At 32.9% G+C, this 18,122-nt stretch carries 16 protein-coding genes; 6 read left to right on the top strand and 10 right to left on the bottom strand.

The annotated features are described in order from the left end of the window. Positions 1-120 precede the first annotated feature (120 nt). The 7 genes from L1276_RS11125 to L1276_RS11095 all read right to left on the bottom strand — a co-directional run bounded on the left by L1276_RS11125 (position 121) and on the right by L1276_RS11095 (position 6,437). Positions 121-774: a murein L,D-transpeptidase catalytic domain-containing protein gene (locus L1276_RS11125; RefSeq protein WP_253787733.1), complete on the bottom strand. Its 654-nt coding sequence runs from the start codon at positions 772-774 to the stop codon at positions 121-123. A 131-nt stretch (positions 775-905) separates the two neighbouring features. Beyond that, the gene (clpX, locus tag L1276_RS11120; RefSeq protein ID WP_253787731.1) at positions 906-2,138 is read right to left on the bottom strand and encodes an ATP-dependent Clp protease ATP-binding subunit ClpX; all 1,233 of its coding nucleotides are present in this window, start codon (positions 2,136-2,138) and stop codon (positions 906-908) included. A gap of 179 nt (positions 2,139-2,317) precedes the next feature. Beyond that, positions 2,318-2,992, bottom strand: coding sequence for an ATP-dependent Clp endopeptidase proteolytic subunit ClpP (clpP, locus tag L1276_RS11115; protein WP_253787728.1), 675 nt, complete (start codon positions 2,990-2,992; stop codon positions 2,318-2,320). A gap of 221 nt (positions 2,993-3,213) precedes the next feature. Beyond that, positions 3,214-4,536 carry a trigger factor gene (locus L1276_RS11110; protein WP_253787726.1) on the bottom strand — a complete coding sequence of 441 codons (1,323 nt, stop codon included), beginning with the start codon at positions 4,534-4,536 and terminating at the stop codon, positions 3,214-3,216. A gap of 114 nt (positions 4,537-4,650) precedes the next feature. Further along, the gene (locus L1276_RS11105) at positions 4,651-4,995 is read right to left on the bottom strand and encodes a phage holin family protein (protein WP_253787724.1); all 345 of its coding nucleotides are present in this window, start codon (positions 4,993-4,995) and stop codon (positions 4,651-4,653) included. Between the two features lie 91 nt (positions 4,996-5,086). Beyond that, positions 5,087-5,629, bottom strand: coding sequence for a hypothetical protein (locus L1276_RS11100; protein WP_253787722.1), 543 nt, complete (start codon positions 5,627-5,629; stop codon positions 5,087-5,089). Between the two features lie 43 nt (positions 5,630-5,672). Continuing rightward, on the bottom strand, positions 5,673-6,437 hold the full coding sequence (locus L1276_RS11095) for an alpha/beta fold hydrolase (RefSeq protein ID WP_253787720.1): 765 nt from the start codon (positions 6,435-6,437) through the stop codon (positions 5,673-5,675). A 208-nt stretch (positions 6,438-6,645) separates the two neighbouring features. On the opposite strand from L1276_RS11095, the gene L1276_RS11090 reads away from it, so the two are divergent. Then, positions 6,646-8,049, top strand: a complete 1,404-nt coding sequence (locus L1276_RS11090) for a hypothetical protein (protein ID WP_253787718.1) — start codon at positions 6,646-6,648, stop codon at positions 8,047-8,049. A gap of 48 nt (positions 8,050-8,097) precedes the next feature. On the opposite strand, the gene L1276_RS11085 is transcribed toward L1276_RS11090, so the two are convergent. The 3 genes from L1276_RS11085 to L1276_RS11075 all read right to left on the bottom strand — a co-directional run bounded on the left by L1276_RS11085 (position 8,098) and on the right by L1276_RS11075 (position 12,016). After that, positions 8,098-8,952: a DUF4249 domain-containing protein gene (locus L1276_RS11085; RefSeq protein WP_253787716.1), complete on the bottom strand. Its 855-nt coding sequence runs from the start codon at positions 8,950-8,952 to the stop codon at positions 8,098-8,100. 5 nt (positions 8,953-8,957) lie between these two features. Beyond that, positions 8,958-11,150, bottom strand: a complete 2,193-nt coding sequence (locus L1276_RS11080) for a TonB-dependent receptor domain-containing protein (RefSeq protein WP_253787714.1) — start codon at positions 11,148-11,150, stop codon at positions 8,958-8,960. A gap of 152 nt (positions 11,151-11,302) precedes the next feature. Further along, positions 11,303-12,016, bottom strand: a complete 714-nt coding sequence (locus tag L1276_RS11075; protein WP_253787712.1) for a pyridoxine 5'-phosphate synthase — start codon at positions 12,014-12,016, stop codon at positions 11,303-11,305. 116 nt (positions 12,017-12,132) lie between these two features. Here L1276_RS11075 and L1276_RS11070 point away from each other — a divergent pair, with 116 nt between their 5' ends. The 5 genes from L1276_RS11070 (at position 12,133) to L1276_RS11050 (ending at position 18,085) form a co-directional block, all read left to right on the top strand. Beyond that, a complete protein-coding gene (locus L1276_RS11070; RefSeq protein WP_253787710.1) occupies positions 12,133-12,792 on the top strand; it encodes a CBS domain-containing protein in 660 nt (219 codons plus the stop codon). Between the two features lie 90 nt (positions 12,793-12,882). After that, the gene (locus tag L1276_RS11065; protein WP_253787708.1) at positions 12,883-13,767 is read left to right on the top strand and encodes an NAD kinase; all 885 of its coding nucleotides are present in this window, start codon (positions 12,883-12,885) and stop codon (positions 13,765-13,767) included. Between the two features lie 173 nt (positions 13,768-13,940). Then, positions 13,941-14,630 (top strand): DUF6089 family protein, encoded by a 690-nt coding sequence (locus L1276_RS11060; protein WP_253787706.1) that lies wholly within the window; start codon positions 13,941-13,943, stop codon positions 14,628-14,630. Between the two features lie 4 nt (positions 14,631-14,634). Next, positions 14,635-15,375 carry an isoprenyl transferase gene (locus tag L1276_RS11055; protein WP_253787866.1) on the top strand — a complete coding sequence of 247 codons (741 nt, stop codon included), beginning with the start codon at positions 14,635-14,637 and terminating at the stop codon, positions 15,373-15,375. Then, a complete protein-coding gene (locus tag L1276_RS11050; protein WP_253787704.1) occupies positions 15,308-18,085 on the top strand; it encodes an outer membrane protein assembly factor in 2,778 nt (925 codons plus the stop codon). The genes L1276_RS11055 and L1276_RS11050 overlap by 68 nt, the downstream gene beginning before the upstream one ends. Positions 18,086-18,122 lie beyond the last annotated feature (37 nt).

Below are 18,122 nucleotides of genomic sequence, written 5' to 3'. Positions count from 1 at the left end.
AGTCCTGCTCTGCACTATATCTTTTGTGTCTCGTTCAAAAACGAGACACAAAAGATATAGTGCAGAGCAGGGCTATTTTAAACCTTTCATTTTCATTACACGAAAAGATCTCTTGAAAACTTACGATTTAATAATCCACATTAGAACCTTTTTATTTGTTTTCAAAAGTTCATCAATTTCTTTCATGCTTTCGTTTGATACCGCAGGACAGCCCCAGCCTTCAGGTGTCCCGTACGGATAAACCTCATCATTAGGAACGGCTTCCCATGAATGCAGTACAATAGCACGTTTCCGGGCGTTAAAATTACTCTTTTCTTTTCCCTGCAAAACATAATTGACCTTTATTCCCCACTGACTTACGCCACGATCTAAAATAACATATTTACCGAGAGAGGAACAATGCGAATCAAATTCGTTGCTTATCTGCGGCTTGTTTTTAGAATAAGTGCCGCCCCAGGGATTATCGCCGCAACCGTGGCTTACCATATAAGATTTTGAAATTGTATTGTCTTTAAAATCGAAAACAAAGAATCTTTTGTATCCGGAATGCAGCCCTAAATCAATTAAAATAAATTTTTCCTGATTGAGATTGTTTCTGCTGCAATACTGTTTTGCTTCTTTATAATAGGTCGTGTAATCAATTTCAATTCGGGGTTCCCGTTCTGTATTTATCTCTGTTTTGTTTTCATTTTTAGAAACTAAATTTTCTTTATTATCTTTTTGATTACAAGACAAAATAAAAGCCAGACCAATTACAAAAATCATATTTTTCATGCTTACAATTTACATAAAATCTGAAACGAAAATCTTATTTAAAAAGTATAAAAAAACCTGTCCAAATAAATGAACAGGTTTATAAAATGGACTTTCTCAAAGTTGTAAACTTTGAGAAAGTGATATTAAATTTATGAAGCAATTTCCATTCGCTTCAATAAGTTTTTACTTAGAGTATGCTCTGCATAATCTTTATCGATCGATAAAATTTTATCATCAGAACTTGGTAACTCATACATCGCATCTGTCAAGATAGCTTCACAAAGCGAACGTAATCCACGAGCTCCTAATTTGTATTCTAATGCTTTGTCTACAATAAAATCTAAAGCTTCATCTGTAATCGTAAATTCAACTTCATCCATTAAAAATAATTTCTGATATTGTTTTACCAATGCATTTTTAGGCTGTGTTAAAATTGCACGAAGAGTTTCTTTATCTAAAGGATCCATGTGCGTTAAAACCGGTAAACGACCAATTATCTCCGGAATCAATCCAAAATCTTTGATGTCTTTTGGAATAATGTATTGAAGTAAATTGTCTTTATCTATATTGTCTACATTTTTAGAAGTCGAGTATCCAACTGCCTGACGGTTTAAACGTTTCGAAATGATACGTTCTACTCCATCAAAAGCGCCTCCTGCAATAAACAGGATATTTTGAGTATTTACCTCAACAAATTTTTGGTCCGGGTGTTTACGACCTCCTTTTGGCGGTACATTTACAACTGTTCCTTCTAATAGTTTCAATAAAGCCTGCTGTACACCTTCACCAGAAACGTCACGAGTTATGGATGGATTATCGCTCTTACGGGCAATTTTATCAATTTCATCAATAAATACGATTCCTCTTTCGGCTTTGGTTACATCGTAATCTGCGGCTTGTAAAAGACGTGTTAAAATACTTTCAACATCTTCTCCAACATAACCAGCTTCTGTTAAAACCGTAGCATCAACAATAGCCAAAGGAACATCTAACATTTTAGCGATTGTTTTAGCAACCAATGTTTTTCCTGTTCCGGTTTGACCTACCATAATGATGTTACTTTTTTCAATCTCAACTTCATCGTCTAATTGCTGCTGCATTAAACGTTTGTAGTGATTGTAAACTGCAACCGACATTACTTTTTTTGTCTGGTCCTGCCCAATAACATATTGATCAAGGAATGCTCTGATTTCTTTTGGTTTCTTTAAAATTAAGTCTCCAACCAGTTTCGCGCTTCCGCTTGACTTTAATTCTTCTAAAACAATTCCGTGAGCCTGCTCAATACACTTATCACAGATATGTGCATTAATACCGGCAATTAATAAATTAGTTTCTGGCTTTTTTCTTCCACAAAACGAACATTCTAATACTACTTTTGCCATTCTTTATTTAAGTTACTAAGCTGCAAAGATACTAAGTTTCTGAGCTTTTTAATTTAAAACTTAAAAACTTAATTCCTTACAGCTTAATATTTATTTTTTTGTTTCAAGTTTAATTTTGTTTCAAGCTTCAAGTTAATCTTTGAACCTTAATTCCTTTGTAACTTTGAACCTTAAAAAAATTATCCTCTTCTTAATACTTCGTCGATCATTCCGTATTCTTTTGCTTCGTCAGCAATCATCCAGTAATCGCGCTCACTGTCTTTATGAACTCTTTCAAAAGACTGTCCTGTATGTTGTGAAATGATGTGGTATAATTCATCTTTCAATTTCAACATTTCACGTAAGTTGATTTCCATATCAGTTGCAACACCTTGTGCTCCTCCAGACGGCTGGTGAATCATTACTCTTGAATGTGGCAGAGCCGAACGTTTTCCTGCTGCTCCTGCACATAATAAAACAGCTCCCATAGAAGCGGCCATTCCTGTACAAATTGTAGCTACATCTGGTTTGATGTATTGCATAGTGTCATAAATTCCAAGACCTGCGTAAACGCTTCCTCCCGGAGAATTTAAATAAATCTGAATATCTTTTGATGCATCAGCACTTTCTAAAAACAATAACTGCGCTTGTACAACATTTGCAATCTGGTCGTCGATACCAGTTCCTAAAAAGATAATCCTATCCATCATTAATCTGGAAAATACGTCAAGTATAGAAACATTTAATTGACGCTCTTCAATAATATTTGGAGTTAAATTCGTCGGCGTCATAGCGCTGATGATTTTGTCATAGTACATGGCATTTACTCCGTGGTGCTTTGTAGCAAAATTTTTGAATTCTTTACCGTAGTTCATATGTATTTGTTCTAAGTTTTACGTTTATATGGTGTATATTTTTTATTCTCTGCAAAGGTCATACCTTTTTATAAAGGATGTCAATATGTCTTCTTTTTAAGTTTCAAGATTCTGAGATTCTAAGGTTCTAAGTTTTTAAAAACCTTGAAATATTAACCTGAAACAAAAAAAGCGCCAAAAGAAAAATCTCTTGACGCTCAAATATAATTATTTTTCAGAAATTATTCTCCGTATGAAGCTGCAATAAATTCTTCGTAAGTAACTTCTTTAGTTGTTGGATTTGCTTTCTCTTTGAATAAATCTAACAATTTAGCTGCTACAACCTGCTCAGAAAGTCTTTTTACTTCTTCCTGGTTAGATAAAACTCTAGCCACGATTCCCTGAACTTCTTCTTCAGTTGGATTTGTTTGTCCAAATTGAGCCATTTGTTGTCTGATAGCGCCTGATGTAAACTCTTTCAAATCTTCAAATGTAATTTGGATATTGCTTTGAGCCATTGCTTTTCCTTCAATTAATTGAAAACGTAAACCTTTTTCAGATCTTGCGTATTCAACTTCTGCTTCTTCCGGAGAAAGTTTTTTCTCTCCAACAGTTTGCAGCCATTTTTTAAGGAATGCAGCTGGTAAATCAAATTTTGTGCTTTCGATAAGGAAATCCTGAACGTCTAATAATAATTTCTGGTCTGCTTGCTGCGCGAATTGAGCTTCAGCATCTTCTTTAATTTTAGCTTTTAAATCTTCTAAAGAAGCTACTTTTCCTTCTCCAAAAAGTTTATCAAATAATTCCTGATTTAATTCTGCCAATTCAGCACCATTGATAGCTTCGATTGTAAAGTTTACTTCGATATCTAAACCATGAACATCATCATGAGATACTTTTAAGTAATCCATTAATTGGTGATCGTCTTCAAATAAACCTTTTGTGCTTACTGTAACAACATCTCCAACTTTTTTACCAATGAATTTATCACCCGCTTTTTTGTTGAATACAGATACAGAAATTGTAGTTGTATTACTGATACCTTTTTCTTCGTTTGTAAAAGTTCCGGTTAAATCAGAGTCAGCTTCAACTTTATCCTGAGGAATTGCTTTTCCAAATTGTTTTTGGATACGTTCTACTTGTCCATCGATTAATTTATCATCAGCAGTAACGATATATTTTACGATATTGTTTTTAGCTTCTAAGTCAATTTCGAAGTTAGGAACCAAACCAATTTCGTATTCAAAAGTTAGTTCTTCAGCATCCCAATCAAAGTTTTCGTTTTCTTTAGCAAGAGGAGTCCCTAAAAGGTTTAATCTTTCAGATTGAACAAAACGCTCTAAAGCCAAATCAACTACTTTTTTAACTTCTTCTTGTTTAATAGCTTTTCCGTATTGTTTTTCAACAAGATCTTTAGGAACTTGTCCTTTTCTAAAACCTTTTACGGTAGCCAAAGGCATTTTTTCGTTTATTCTTTTTGCCACTTGACCTTTATAATCCATATGAACAACGTTCAATACAATTGTCTCGTTAACAGCGTCTATTGCTACTCTTTTAATATCCATCTTCTTCTTTAATTTACATAATAAAATTGGGTTGCAAAATTATAAAATTTTTGCAACCCAACCAAGTTTTTAATCTATTGTATTTGAAGCACTTTTAATCTGTACTATTTGTTTTTATTTATCGTCTCCCAGTATTTTATAAGTAATAGATTGCAGAACAGACAAAATAATACTGAAAATTAATGCCGTCCAGAATGAATCGACTGCAAAACCACCCACAATATTAGTACACAATAAAATAATTAGAGCGTTGATAACCAATAAAAACAAACCTAGTGTAACTACTGTAACCGGCAGGGTTAAAACAACCAAAATTGGTTTTATAAAAACATTCAGCAATCCTAAAACTACTGCAACAATTACAGCTGTACCAAAACTAGCAACATGAACTCCTGACAAAAGGTTAGACAATAACAAAACCAAGGCAGCAGTAACAAGGAGTCTAAGTAATAATTTCATAGTTTTTAATTTAAAATTTTATTTAAATGTACTAAAATTTCAAAAATTATCTAATTGAATTGTATTTAATTTGAATTAAAAAATAATCCTTTTAGACATGTTTGTATACAACGTTAATTTTACAATTTAACTTTTCCCGAAATTCTTCTATAAAATCTTTTTTCAATTCCGGCCAATTCCAAAATGTAAAACCTAAATTACTAAAACCCCATTCGGGTATAATTTCTAATTGATGAATATCAATTACATCCTTACAAAAAGGACAAATTGAATTGTCATTCTCTTGACTGTACCAATCATCAATAAAAGACCATTCTTCCTGAGAAATGTCTTTATTGCAATTAGGACAAATACATTTTTCCATTCCCGATTCGCCTGTATGAAAAACTTCTTTTTGAGTTGTAATTTCTAATCCGTTAATCGTTAAAAAAAATGGAAGTGAATCTGGATAATCTGTAATTTTTTCAGCACCGTTAGAAATTGCATAACCTTTCTTGTCAGACAAAATACAGTCTGAATTGTATGGTTTTACAATATCTTTTGAAATAAGCCATTCTAAAATTTCTTCGGCTTTGGCTATGTTATCATAATATTTAGATTTTTTAGGAACTATGGATATACTATGATCACTCATTATACTTATATATTTAAGGTACAGCCTTCAATTCGAATGCGTATTACTCTTTCAAAAACTCGGTTGTCAATTCAAAAAACATTTTTGGGTTTTCGGCATGAAGCCAATGTCCAGCATTTGGAATGGTTTCTAATTTTAAATTTGGAAATTGCTGGCGAATTGCACCAATATCTGAATCCTGAATATAACCGGAATTTCCTCCTCTTATAAATAAGACAGCTTTATCAAATTTTAAATTTTCTGGCAGAGGTTTTCCAATAGCGTCCAGATTATTATTAAAAACTGGCAAATTAAATCGGAAAGCTAATTGTCCCGGTTCTTGCCAATACAGGTTTTTCAGTAAAAACTGGCGTGTTCCAAAATCAGGAACAAATTGTGTTAAAGTTGCTTCAACATCATTTCGGCTTGGTTTTACAGAAAAATCGATCGCATTTAACCCTTCTAAAATATCCTGATGATGCTGTTTATAGAATCTCGGGCCAATATCTGCCACAATTAGTTTGTCTACAATTTCAGGATGCAGTGCTGCAAAAAGCATCGCAACTTTCCCTCCCATCGAGTGCCCAAGAATATCAATCCTGGTTAATTGATGTGCCTGGCAATATTCAAAAACATCCTGCGCCATTGCTTCATAACTCCATTCGTCTGAATGGAAACTGCGCCCGTGATTTCGCAAATCTAAAATATGAACCTGAAATCCGGCTTCTACATATTGTCCTGCTAAAGTTTTCCAGTTATCAGACATGCCAAGAAATCCGTGCATGATGACAAAAGGTTTCCCTTCGCCTTCTATTTTTGAGTATAACATTTATTTTTTCACTTTTAAAATTCTTCTACAAATGTAAAAAACTTATCTATTAAACTGTTGTAGAATATATTCGCAAAAATATTTTCAGAAAAAACATTAATACATAATAGTTTACATTTTTACGGTTTCCCGTAAAGTTTAAAGAATTTAAAAAGTTATCTTCGCCCCGAAAAAAAAGCCAACAATTTCATTAATTTAAACTCAAATCATGATTAAAAAATTACTTTTAGTATCATTGGTTGCTTCGCAGCTTATGATTTCATGTTCTAGTGACGAAATTACACCAGAAACTGAACCAGAAGTTACCCCAGAAAAAGAACTGACTCTTGAAGAACAAATTGCAGCACTTTTAAAACAGCCATATTCAAGCCTTACTCCTGATCAGCAAAAAACAAAATTAGAAGCTGAAGCTAACGAAATGCTTGTACAATTAGACAAAACTAAAAGCTCTGGAGCAATCGAAGCATTAGAAAACTTAAGTAATTTACTGCAAGTCAGCGAAATTGATATTTTGGATGGAAAAAATGAAAATAGCATTGAAGATATTTTACAGGTTTCTGGTGTTTACGGTATTTATACTTGGGATAACACAAGTAAAGCATGGATTAAAACTACATCTAATACAGAATTAAAATTTGTTTTTCCAGCTAAAGCCTCTCAAACAGCAAACAATGCCGTTTTTTCTGCAAAAAGTGTTTCTTCTGACATTAAAGTGAAACTTACAGATAATTATGGAACTTGGTCGTACGATAATATCACTAAAACCTGGGTATTAACTGGTCGTGTAGATGATTATTTCTTTTTACCAACTTCAGCCGATGCAGTTCTAACAATTGATAATGCACAAGCCGCTACATTTGCACAAACTGCAAAATATGCTAACGGAAAAGAAGTTCCTAATGAATTTAATTTCAAAATGGTATTAAATGATGGTTACATCTGGGAAATCAGTGCAACAAAAGCAGCACCAAATACTTCAAAAGCCTCGCTTACTTATAATACAAAAAATCTGATTTCATTTACAGCCGGAAGCAATGCCGAAGTTGATAAATTGCTTGATGACGATAAACTTATTCAATACAGAGGAAAAGCAAATGGTTTATTTACATTATTAGATAACTTTGTTATTATTGCTGATATGGATTTAGCTACAGAAGCTGCTGACAAAGAAGCGTTAATGAAAACACCTCGCCCAGCTGATCTTGAATACAACAATCCAAACAATAATTACAAAGCATATTATACAGCTTTGAATGCGTATGAGCAAAAAATCTCTGATGGGAGAGCGGCTAATTTCAACAAAAACATGAAATTAAGTTTAGTTTCTAAAAAAGATGGAACAACAATCGCTACCATTGTTAAGCATTCAGAAAAAGACGGAGAATACACTTTCTCTCTGCCTGTTTGGATAAAAGACCAATGGTCTACTGAAGGAGGTTATTGGGGAAATAATGGACAAGGTGAACCTTTTAGCCAGCCATACCTTGATGAAGTATTTTACTTAAAATTCAACGACAAAACCGAAGCTCAAATGAGCGTTTACTTCTCTAAAGGATTTGAGACGTTTGAAAGTAAATTTGAAGACTTTATCAAAGCTTTTGAGAAAAAATAATACATTTTAAAATACTTTTAAAGCCGATTTGAAATATTCAAATCGGCTTTATTTTTTTGGAGGTGTTTTTACAATTATAGTACTTTGTCCATATCCAGCCCAAATACCAATTCCTCCTTTTATATTTGATTTTAAACTTGTGTTCGATGGATAAATTGGGTTTTTAGCATTAACAATCTCATTTTGCCAGCTGTTCCAAAAATCCAATGCCTCCTTGGTTTGAGTTCGCAGTTTTACATGAATCAAATCTCCATCTGCAAAATAAGGCGTGAACTTTGTTTTTGGAAACAATAATACTCCTCTGTTTATTTGTACTGAAACCGAAGAACTTTCGAAATTTTTATCATCTAAATTCCCATAAAACGAAGGCACAAAAATAGGCTCTTCTCCCTCAATTTTTGTAGCGACTTGATAATAGTTTTTTTCGGCTGTCGGATCATCAAATTTCACAAAAACATAACCTGTTGTATCTGCTGCATTCTTCTTTATATATTCGGCACTTTTAAGTTGTACCGATTTTGGAATTGAGGTTACAGCCTCCACAACACGATTTAAGTATTCAATTTTAATAGAATATTCTTTTCCTGCTTCTCCTTTTAAAGCTGAACCAAAATATACAAAGGGAGGAATTCTGTTTTTATCATTTTTTACCCTTAGAATTTCTGAATTCTGACCGTCAGAAACTGTAATTTTTGCCGATCGAATTACATGATTTAAAACATTTGTAGAATCAATAACATCCGTAACCGGAATACTGCTCGACAATAAAACATTAGCATAATCACCTTCTTCAATCCAGCCTTCAACAACTATTCTTGATTCCGGACTTTTTTGCCCGCTAAAATCATCATTAGAACAGCTAATGGCTGTTAAACCCAAAAGAAACAATAGATACTTTTTCATATTTCTTAAAATTTAAATCTCCAGCTGACAGAAGGAAGAATTCGGTATAAAACTTTCTTTTCCTGCTTTACCACCACTTTGCTTTTGTCTTCATTTACTTCTACATCTAAAACCACATATATTGGATTTGATACATTGAATGTATTGTAAATAGAAAAGTTTAAAGCACTTTCTTTCTTTGTTGTTTTTATAAAATAATAATTGGCCGAAAGATCTGTTCTAACATAATTTGGCATTTGCGCATTATTGTATCCTGAATATTCTTTAACTGGATTATTGTTTATAAAATACCAGGAAGTGGGCATTGTAAAGCGGTTTCCTGAACTGAATATTTGAGTAATTCCAAAACTCCATCTTGCATTTAAATCATACATTCCAACTACCGAAAGATTATGGCGTCGGTCGTATTTTGCAAAATAGGTTTTTCCATTATTTAATTCATCAAAATTTCGATCGGACCAGCTTAATGTGTAACTCAGCCAGCCTGTAAATTTTCCGTTGCTTTTTTGCAGCATCATTTCAAATCCGTATGCTTTTCCTCTGCCCACATACAAATCATTTTTGAGCGTTGTAATCTCATTAAACTGCGTTATTCCGTATGGATATTCCAAAAGGTTTTTCATGGAACGATAAAATCCGCCAAAAGAAGAAGAAAAATTTCTGATAATATTTTGATTGGAACCAACAGCAAATTCATTAGATGACTGCGGTTTTATTCCGTCAGAACTTGCAATCCAAAAATCTGTCGGAATACCAACGCTTGAAGTGGTTATCAAACTCAAATATTGATATTGTCTATTATAGGAGGCGTAAAATGAATATTTTTCGTTCGCATAATAATTTAAGACAGCTCGAGGCTGAAAATGTACATACGAATCTGATCCGGAAGCATAATAATTAATTCTAAGTCCTAAATCTGCCGTTAGATTTTCAAACAGCTTAGGTTTTGCACTCGTAAAAACCGCTGCTTCATTGGCATTAATTATTCTTTGAGAAAAATTATCAAGCGTTGTCAGGTTTTCTACATTCACCTTTTGAGGCTGCAAATTGTGATAAACATATTGAAATCCTGATTCAAATGGAATATTGTGAACTGAAAATTTAACAGTATTTGTAAAACCAAAATCTTTTACATAAGAAGAAACCCCAAATTGAATCGTTGCCTGTTCCATACTTAAATCATTAGTATAATGGCTAAAATAAACAGAGTTAGACATGCTTACTTTTGGAGAAAATGTCGTAGTTAAAGATGGTGATACTGTAAAATTACTCCATTTTAAACTTGTTCGAAGTGCCAGGTTTCCGTCTTTAATTTTCAATTCATCTCCGCTAAAAAAGGCATCTAATGAAAATAAATTCTTTGTAGAGATTTGGGATAAAAAAGTAAGATTTGCATCAGAAAAACCATATTTCATATTCTGAACATCATTATTTTCTGAACCTGATTTTAATATTGGGCCTACAACTTCATCAATATAGGTTTTTCTTCCGGAAATATAGAATCCTGTTTTATCATTAAGAGGAACTGCCAATGTTAGCTGCGAAGCTAAAATCCCGGCATTTCCCTGAATCGAAAATTCTGACGGCAGTTTTTTATTGGTATTCAAAAGCGTCGTAGAACTTAATCGTCCGCCGTATTTTGGATTTGAACTCGATTTATCAAATTCTACATCTTTTATATGATCTGTGTTGTAAAAAGGAAAAATCCCCAGTAAATGCGACATTCCATAAATTGGAGTTTCGTTGTATAAGATTGCATTATGACCGGGATCGCCACCACGTACATATAAGTAACCGTTTGCATCTCCGGAATTCTGCACACCGGGTGTTAACTGCAAAAGCTTTATAATATCTGTAGTTCCTAAAAGTGTTGGAACAGAGTTTAATTCTTTTAAATTAAAAGAAAGTTTACCGCCAGATAGAGTTTTAATGCCTTTTTTTTTGTCATTAGAAATAATAACTTCTTCTAACTGAGCAGCATCTTTTTCTAAAAAAACAGAAAGCAAAGTATCCTTTTGAACATGGCAATAAATAGATTTTGGCGTAAAATCTAAGTGATTAATTCTTATGACTACATTTCCAGAAGGAACATTTTCTGAAAAATTCCCCAAAACATCTGTAACGGTATGCCATTGTTTCTGATTTATCTCGAAAGAGATATTCGCACCAGAAAGATTTTGGTTTTCAGAAGATTTCACATTGCCTGTAATCTTTACATTTGACTGGGCAAAAATGTTAGAAAAACAGAATAAAAAAAAGAGTAAAGCAGATTTCGACACGTAATTTTAAAAGTACGAAAGTAAACAATTATAACCCAATTATATCAGGTTATAATTGTTTAATTGTAATCTTATTTCAATTTATTCAAATACATATTCACCACATTATCCAAACCAAGATAAAGCGCCTCAGAAATTAATGCATGTCCAATTGAAACCTCTAGTAAACCAGGGATATTTTGTTTAAAAAACTGAATATTATCTAAACTCAAATCATGCCCGGCATTGATTCCTAAACCTAATTCGTTTGCCAGTTCGGCCGCTTTTACATATGGGTCAATTCCATTTTTATTTCCTAAATCGTATTGATGCGCAAAAGCTTCTGTATATAATTCGATTCTGTCTGTTCCTGTTTTTTTTGCGCCTTCGATAAGCTCTAAAACCGGATCTACAAAAATAGAAGTTCTGATTCCGTTTCTTTGAAATTCCTGAATAACCTCGGTTAAATACTCTTGATTTTTAATGGTGTCCCATCCTGCAGAAGAGGTTATGGCACCAATTGCATCCGGAACCAAAGTAACCTGATCTGGTTTACATTCTAAAACCAAATCAATAAAATTATGCTGCGGATTTCCTTCAATATTATATTCTGTAGTAACAATTGCTTTTAAATCGCGTGCATCCTGATAACGGATATGACGTTCATCCGGACGAGGATGAATAGTAATTCCCTGCCCGCCAAAACGCTGAATATCGACCGCAACTTTTAATAAATCAGGAACATTTCCGCCTCGGGCATTTCGAAGCGTTGCAATTTTATTGATATTTACACTTAACTTTGTCATATAAATAGATAATTAATTCAAGTAACACTATATTTGTTACCACAAAAATACAAAGTAAAACGCAGCAGTTTTTGGTATTTTTTGATTATTTTGCATCAAATATCTTCGATTGATTTATGACAGAAATTACAAACTATATCACAAACGATTTCAGAGCGATTGATAGTCAGGAAACGATAGCCTCGATTCAGGACTTTTTTATCGATGTAAATTTTTCTCATTTCCCAATTTTAGAAGACGGGATTTTTATTGGAAGTATTTCTTCTGATGATGTTGAAACTTTTGACACAGATAAAAAAGCTATTGATTACAAATATACTTTAGAACGCTTTTTCGCCAGAAAATCTATGATTTGGCTTGACGTTCTGGAAGTTTTCGCAAAAAATCATACTAATGTACTTCCTATTCTTGATGAAAATAATGCCTACATAGGGTATTATGAAATGGATGATATCATGAAATTTTTTCAGGAAACACCATTCTTAAAGGAACAAGGCGGTATTATTATCGTTCAAAAAGGACTGCTGGATTATTCTATGAGCGAAGTAACGCAGATTGTAGAAAGCAATAATGGCAAAATCTTGGGCTGTTTTATTTCTGAAGCTGATTTAGATAATGTTCAGATTACAATAAAAATAGGTTTGGGAGCTATTAATGAAATCATCCAAACGTATAGAAGATATGGTTATGAAATTATTTCAGAACATCAGGAAGATAATTATATTAACAGCCTGAAAGAACGCTCTGATTATTTAGACAAATACCTTAATATATAGTAGTGTTTGTTGAATCGGTTAATTCTTTAATCGTTTTGACGAAAAAAATTAACGATTAAACAGTTAAACAAAAAATCGATTAAACACCAGATGAAAATAGCCATTTACGGACAATATTATCAAAACAGCACTGAACCTATTATAAAAGACATTTTCTTGTTTTTCAATTCCAATAATGTAGAGATGGTAATTGAAGAAAATTTTCTGGAAATGCTTTATGAAAAGCAGCTTGTAAAAAAAGAATACAAAACATTTTCTCCAAGCACTACTTTAGATAATAGTTTTGAAATGCTGATAAGCATTGGAGGTGACGGAACTATTTTAAGAGCCGCTGCTTTTGTTCGCAATTCGGGAATTCCTTTGCTGGGTATAAATGCAGGAAGATTAGGATTTCTTGCAAAAGTTCAAAAGGAAAACATCGACAGTTTACTACAATTTGTTATCGATCAAAACTACACCACTTCTGAAAGAACTTTATTAGGATTAAGCTGCGAACCTCACAACGAGGCGTTCGAAGAGCTTAATTTTGCCATGAACGAAGTTACAGTAAGCAGAAAAGACACTACTTCGATGATAACTGTAGAGACCTATTTAAATAATGAATATCTTAACTCTTATTGGGCAGACGGTTTAATTATTTCCACACCTACAGGTTCTACAGGATATTCATTAAGTTGCGGCGGACCTATTTTAACGCCAGATGTAAAAAGTTTAGTAATTACGCCAATTGCTCCACATAATTTAACCGCCAGACCACTTGTTATTCCAGATGATACCGAAATTACGCTTCGTGTAACAGGTCGAGAAGACCAATATTTAGTTTCACTGGATTCAAGAATTTCTTCAGTAAAAAATGAATCTATTCTGAAAATCAAAAAAACAGATTATAAAATAAAAATGGTTGAAATTCCGGGCGAAACTTTCTTAAAAACACTAAGAAACAAATTGCTTTGGGGAGAAGACAAGAGAAATTAAGCTCTTTTCTCATTCTTAACTATACGATAATACCCTACTTTCTCGTTCTGCATGTAGTGAATCATCATTAAATGTCTCAAAATCATAATGTAAATTGAAAAAAAAGCACATTTAACTAAAGGAACGTTGATTCGTATCGATAATTATTATATTTGCACGCAATTCTGAATTAAATGAAGAAAATTTTTAATTTATTGTTATGTTTTTTCCCTTTTATAACACTTAACGCTCAAATCAACGAGCTTGGTGTTTTTATTGGCGGGAGCAACTTTGTTGGTGACGTAGGAAGTACAACTTACGTGAACCCTGATAAAATAGCCTTTGGTGTTTTGTATAAATGGAATAAAAGCCCCAGACACTCTTATCGTTTTTCGTATACACAATCTCAAGTTTCCGGAAACGATTTTGATTCTGACGAAGGAGGGAGAAACAAAAGAGGTTATCGCTTTAAAAACAATGTAAAAGAATTTTCAGCTGGATTAGAATTCAATTTTTTTGATTTTAATCTACACGATTATCACACAAAAGTTACTCCTTATATATATTCAGGTTTAAGCTTTTTTCTTTATGATGGTTTGTATCGCTACACCACAAACCCCAATGACATACAAAGTGTTAACTCAAACTCATTTGCCATACCTATTACATTGGGTATAAAATCAAACATAACACCGCATTTCGTATTAGGTGCCGAAGTTGGAGCACGATATTCTTTTACAGATAATATCGATGGAAGTAATCCAAAAACCAACAATACAAATATTCTAAAATTTGGAAATATAAATAATAATGACTGGTATGTTTTTTCAGGTATTACTTTAACTTATACCTTTGGACAAAAACCTTGCTACTGCGCAGAATAATAAAATGAATTTACTAGACTCTATAGATCAATCAAACTTACCAAAACATCTGGCCATTATCATGGACGGAAACGGACGCTGGGCCAAACAACAAGGCTTTTTAAGAGCATTTGGCCATGAAAACGGCACAAAATCTGTAAAAAAAACAATTACAACTTGTGCTAAACTGGGCATTGAGTACTTAACCTTATATGCTTTTTCTACAGAAAACTGGAATCGCCCTAAATTGGAAGTTGAAGCATTGATGAGAATATTAATCAATTCTTTAAAAAAAGAGCTGGTAACTCTTCAGGAAAATAATATCAGGCTTAATGCAATTGGAAATCTTGATAAATTGCCAAAAAGCGCTCAAAAAGAACTTAAAGACGTTATTGAAAAAACAAAAAACAATACCCGCCTTACCTTAACTCTTGCCTTAAGCTACGGCTCCAGAGAGGAATTGGTAAATGCCATTAAGGTAATTAGTGATAAAGTTAAAAATAATATAATTTCAATAGACACTATTGACGATTCAATTATAAATGAGCATCTTTACACGCAAAATTTACCTGACGTAGATTTATTAATACGAACAAGTGGAGAACATAGAATAAGTAATTTTCTGTTGTGGCAGATTGCCTATGCAGAATTATATTTTACTAATGTCTTGTGGCCAGACTTTAAAGATCAAGATTTATATGAGGCTATTATTAGTTATCAAAAAAGAGAACGTAGATTTGGAAAAACCAGTGAACAAATTAAATAATTTTTTAGTGTTACAAAAAAGAATACCACAAATAATCTGTACCCTTTTAATGCTGGGTAGTTTTTCACAAATAAAAGCTCAAGATAGAGTTCCTTTTGATCAAGGAAAAAAATATATTCTGGCTAAAGTCTCTGTTGTTGGTAAAATAAGCTTTAATGAACAGACTGTAGTTACTTTTTCCGGTCTTCAAAAAGGACAGGAAATAACAGTTCCGGGTGAAGAAATTTCTGGCGCAATCAAAAAATTAGGTAAGCTTGGTCTTTTCGACGAGATCGCTTTTTATATTAATAAGGTAGAAAACGACAGTATTTTTTTAGACTTAAATATTGTTGAGCTTCCTAAATTAAACGAAGTTAAAATAACTGGTGTCAAGAAAAGTAAAATTGAAGGCTTAATTAAGGACAACAACCTGACAAAGAACAAAATAGTCAATGAAAACTTAATTACTACGACCAAAAATTACATCGAAAACAAATACAAGAAAGATGGTTTTTACAACACAAAAGTTGCTATTACCACTACTCCTGATACTACTGCAGGGAATCATGTAAACATGCTTGTCAGAATCGACAAAGGCGATAAAGTAAAAATCAGCAGTATTGATTTTACCGGTAACAAACAGCTTACTGATACTAAACTGAGAGCTGCCATGAAAGACACAAAACAAAAGAATCTTTTTCGTGTTTTTAAAGCTTCAAAATTCATTCCTGAAAAATACAAAACTGACTTAGAAAAAGTTATTGCTTCTTATAAAGAAAAAGGATACCGTGATGCACGTATTATCTATGATTCTGTTACTTACAATCAAAAGAAGAATATGCTTGCCATTAAAATTGATGTAGAAGAAGGTAATAAATATTACTTTGGAAACATTAAATTTTTAGGTAATACTGTTTATTCTGATCAGCAGTTAAACCGCTATTTAGGTATCAAAAAAGGAGAAGTTTATAATGGTGTTTTGTTAGAAAAAAGAATTGCTGACAACTCAAAACCAGACGGAGAAGACATTACAAACTTATATCAAAACAATGGTTATTTATTCTCTAAAATCAATGCTGTAGAGGTAAAAACAGCAAACGATACAATTGATTTTGAAATTAGAATTACAGAAGGTCCAATTGCTTATTTCAACAAAATTTATGTTACTGGAAATGACAAAACAAATGACCACGTAATTTACCGTGAATTAAGAACTAAACCTGGAAATAAATACAGTAAAGAAGAATTAGTAAGAACAATTCGTGAAATTGGTCAATTAGGATTCTTTGATCCGGAATCTATTAAACCAGAATTTAGAAACGTTGATCCCGCTGCAGGAACAGTTGATATCGAATATCAATTAGTAGAAAAAGGATCTAGCCAGGTTGAGCTTCAAGGAGGTTATGGCGGTGGTGGTTTCATTGGAACTTTAGGACTATCTTTCAATAACTTCTCTGCTAGAAAATTATTTGATAAAGATGCCTACAAACCTCTTCCAATGGGAGACGGACAAAAAGTAGCACTTCGTTTACAAGGAAGTACTTATTTCCAAACTTACAGTATATCATTCTCTGAGCCTTGGTTTGGAGGAAAGAAACCAGTACAATTTAGTTCTTCAATCTCATACAGTAAGCAATTTAACAACAATTATATTACAAGAACGGTTGATAAAAGCCAAAGTTTTAATATTCTTACACTACAAGTTGGTTTAGCTAAACGTCTTACTGTGCCTGATGACTACTTTGTATTATCACAATCCGTAAGTTACCAGCACTATGATTTGAATAATTATTACACAGGTTTATTTACCTTTGGTAATGGAGCATCAAGAAACTTAGCCTATACAATTGGACTTTCAAGAAGTAATAAAGGGGTTAACCCAATATTCCCAACGTATGGTTCTGAATTCAGTATTTCGGCTAAAGTAACACCTCCATATTCATTATTCAATAATATCAATTATGGAGATTTACAAAATCAAAAAGAATACAAAACACAATATTCAGGATCAACTACTACAACAGGTGTAGATGGTCAGGCAATTAATCCTGGTGATTACACTAAAACGCAAGTAGTTAACGGGCAATCAGGAAGTGTAAGTGTAGGTTCTGATTATCAAAGTGCTGATACTGATGTTGGAAAAGTCGATCAAAAGAAATACAATTGGTTAGAATACTATAAAGTTAAATTTAAAGCAGACTGGTATACTAAAGTTTACGGTAAATTAGTTCTTAGAACATTAACTGAATTTGGTTTCTTAGGAGCTTATGACCAATCAAGAGGAGTTGTACCGTTTGAACGTTTCTACTTAGGTGGAGATGGTATGGCAAACTACTCTATGGATGGTAGAGAGACAATTCAGTTAAGAGGTTACCCAAACAGTTCATTGACGCCAATTATTGAAGATAAAACAAGTGCCAGATATGGACAGCAGACAGGAGCAACTATTTATAACAAATTCTCAATGGAATTACGTTATCCAATTACATTAAAATCATCTGCCTCTATTTATGCTTTAACGTTCTTAGAAGCGGGATCTTCATATGATGGATTTAAGAATTATAATCCGTTTGACTTGAACCGTTCTGCTGGTGCTGGTTTACGTGTATTTATGCCAGCATTTGGATTATTAGGTATTGATTTTGGTTATGGTTTCGATGCGCTTCCAGGATCTGTTACAAATAAAGCTAATGGCTGGGAAACTCATTTTATCATTGGACAACAATTTTAGAAATAATACGTTTGGTTAAAAATCGTCAAATAAAGTA

Source organism: Flavobacterium sp. HSC-32F16 (assembly GCF_024171645.1).
Classification (GTDB): domain Bacteria; phylum Bacteroidota; class Bacteroidia; order Flavobacteriales; family Flavobacteriaceae; genus Flavobacterium.
This window is presented reverse-complemented; position numbering and strand designations above follow the sequence as displayed.

Bases quoted from the DNA above. Each gene is read 5' to 3' on its own strand.
- L1276_RS11125 (WP_253787733.1), bottom strand. From the start codon at position 774: ATGAAAAATATGATTTTTGTAATTGGTCTGGCTTTTATTTTGTCTTGT.
- clpX (WP_253787731.1), bottom strand. From the start codon at position 2,138: ATGGCAAAAGTAGTATTAGAATGTTCGTTTTGTGGAAGAAAAAAGCCA.
- clpP (WP_253787728.1), bottom strand. From the start codon at position 2,992: ATGAACTACGGTAAAGAATTCAAAAATTTTGCTACAAAGCACCACGGA.
- L1276_RS11110 (WP_253787726.1), bottom strand. From the start codon at position 4,536: ATGGATATTAAAAGAGTAGCAATAGACGCTGTTAACGAGACAATTGTA.
- L1276_RS11105 (WP_253787724.1), bottom strand. From the start codon at position 4,995: ATGAAATTATTACTTAGACTCCTTGTTACTGCTGCCTTGGTTTTGTTA.
- L1276_RS11100 (WP_253787722.1), bottom strand. From the start codon at position 5,629: ATGAGTGATCATAGTATATCCATAGTTCCTAAAAAATCTAAATATTAT.
- L1276_RS11095 (WP_253787720.1), bottom strand. From the start codon at position 6,437: ATGTTATACTCAAAAATAGAAGGCGAAGGGAAACCTTTTGTCATCATG.
- L1276_RS11090 (WP_253787718.1), top strand. From the start codon at position 6,646: ATGATTAAAAAATTACTTTTAGTATCATTGGTTGCTTCGCAGCTTATG.
- L1276_RS11085 (WP_253787716.1), bottom strand. From the start codon at position 8,952: ATGAAAAAGTATCTATTGTTTCTTTTGGGTTTAACAGCCATTAGCTGT.
- L1276_RS11075 (WP_253787712.1), bottom strand. From the start codon at position 12,016: ATGACAAAGTTAAGTGTAAATATCAATAAAATTGCAACGCTTCGAAAT.
- L1276_RS11070 (WP_253787710.1), top strand. From the start codon at position 12,133: ATGACAGAAATTACAAACTATATCACAAACGATTTCAGAGCGATTGAT.
- L1276_RS11065 (WP_253787708.1), top strand. From the start codon at position 12,883: ATGAAAATAGCCATTTACGGACAATATTATCAAAACAGCACTGAACCT.
- L1276_RS11060 (WP_253787706.1), top strand. From the start codon at position 13,941: ATGAAGAAAATTTTTAATTTATTGTTATGTTTTTTCCCTTTTATAACA.
- L1276_RS11055 (WP_253787866.1), top strand. From the start codon at position 14,635: ATGAATTTACTAGACTCTATAGATCAATCAAACTTACCAAAACATCTG.
- L1276_RS11050 (WP_253787704.1), top strand. From the start codon at position 15,308: ATGAGGCTATTATTAGTTATCAAAAAAGAGAACGTAGATTTGGAAAAA.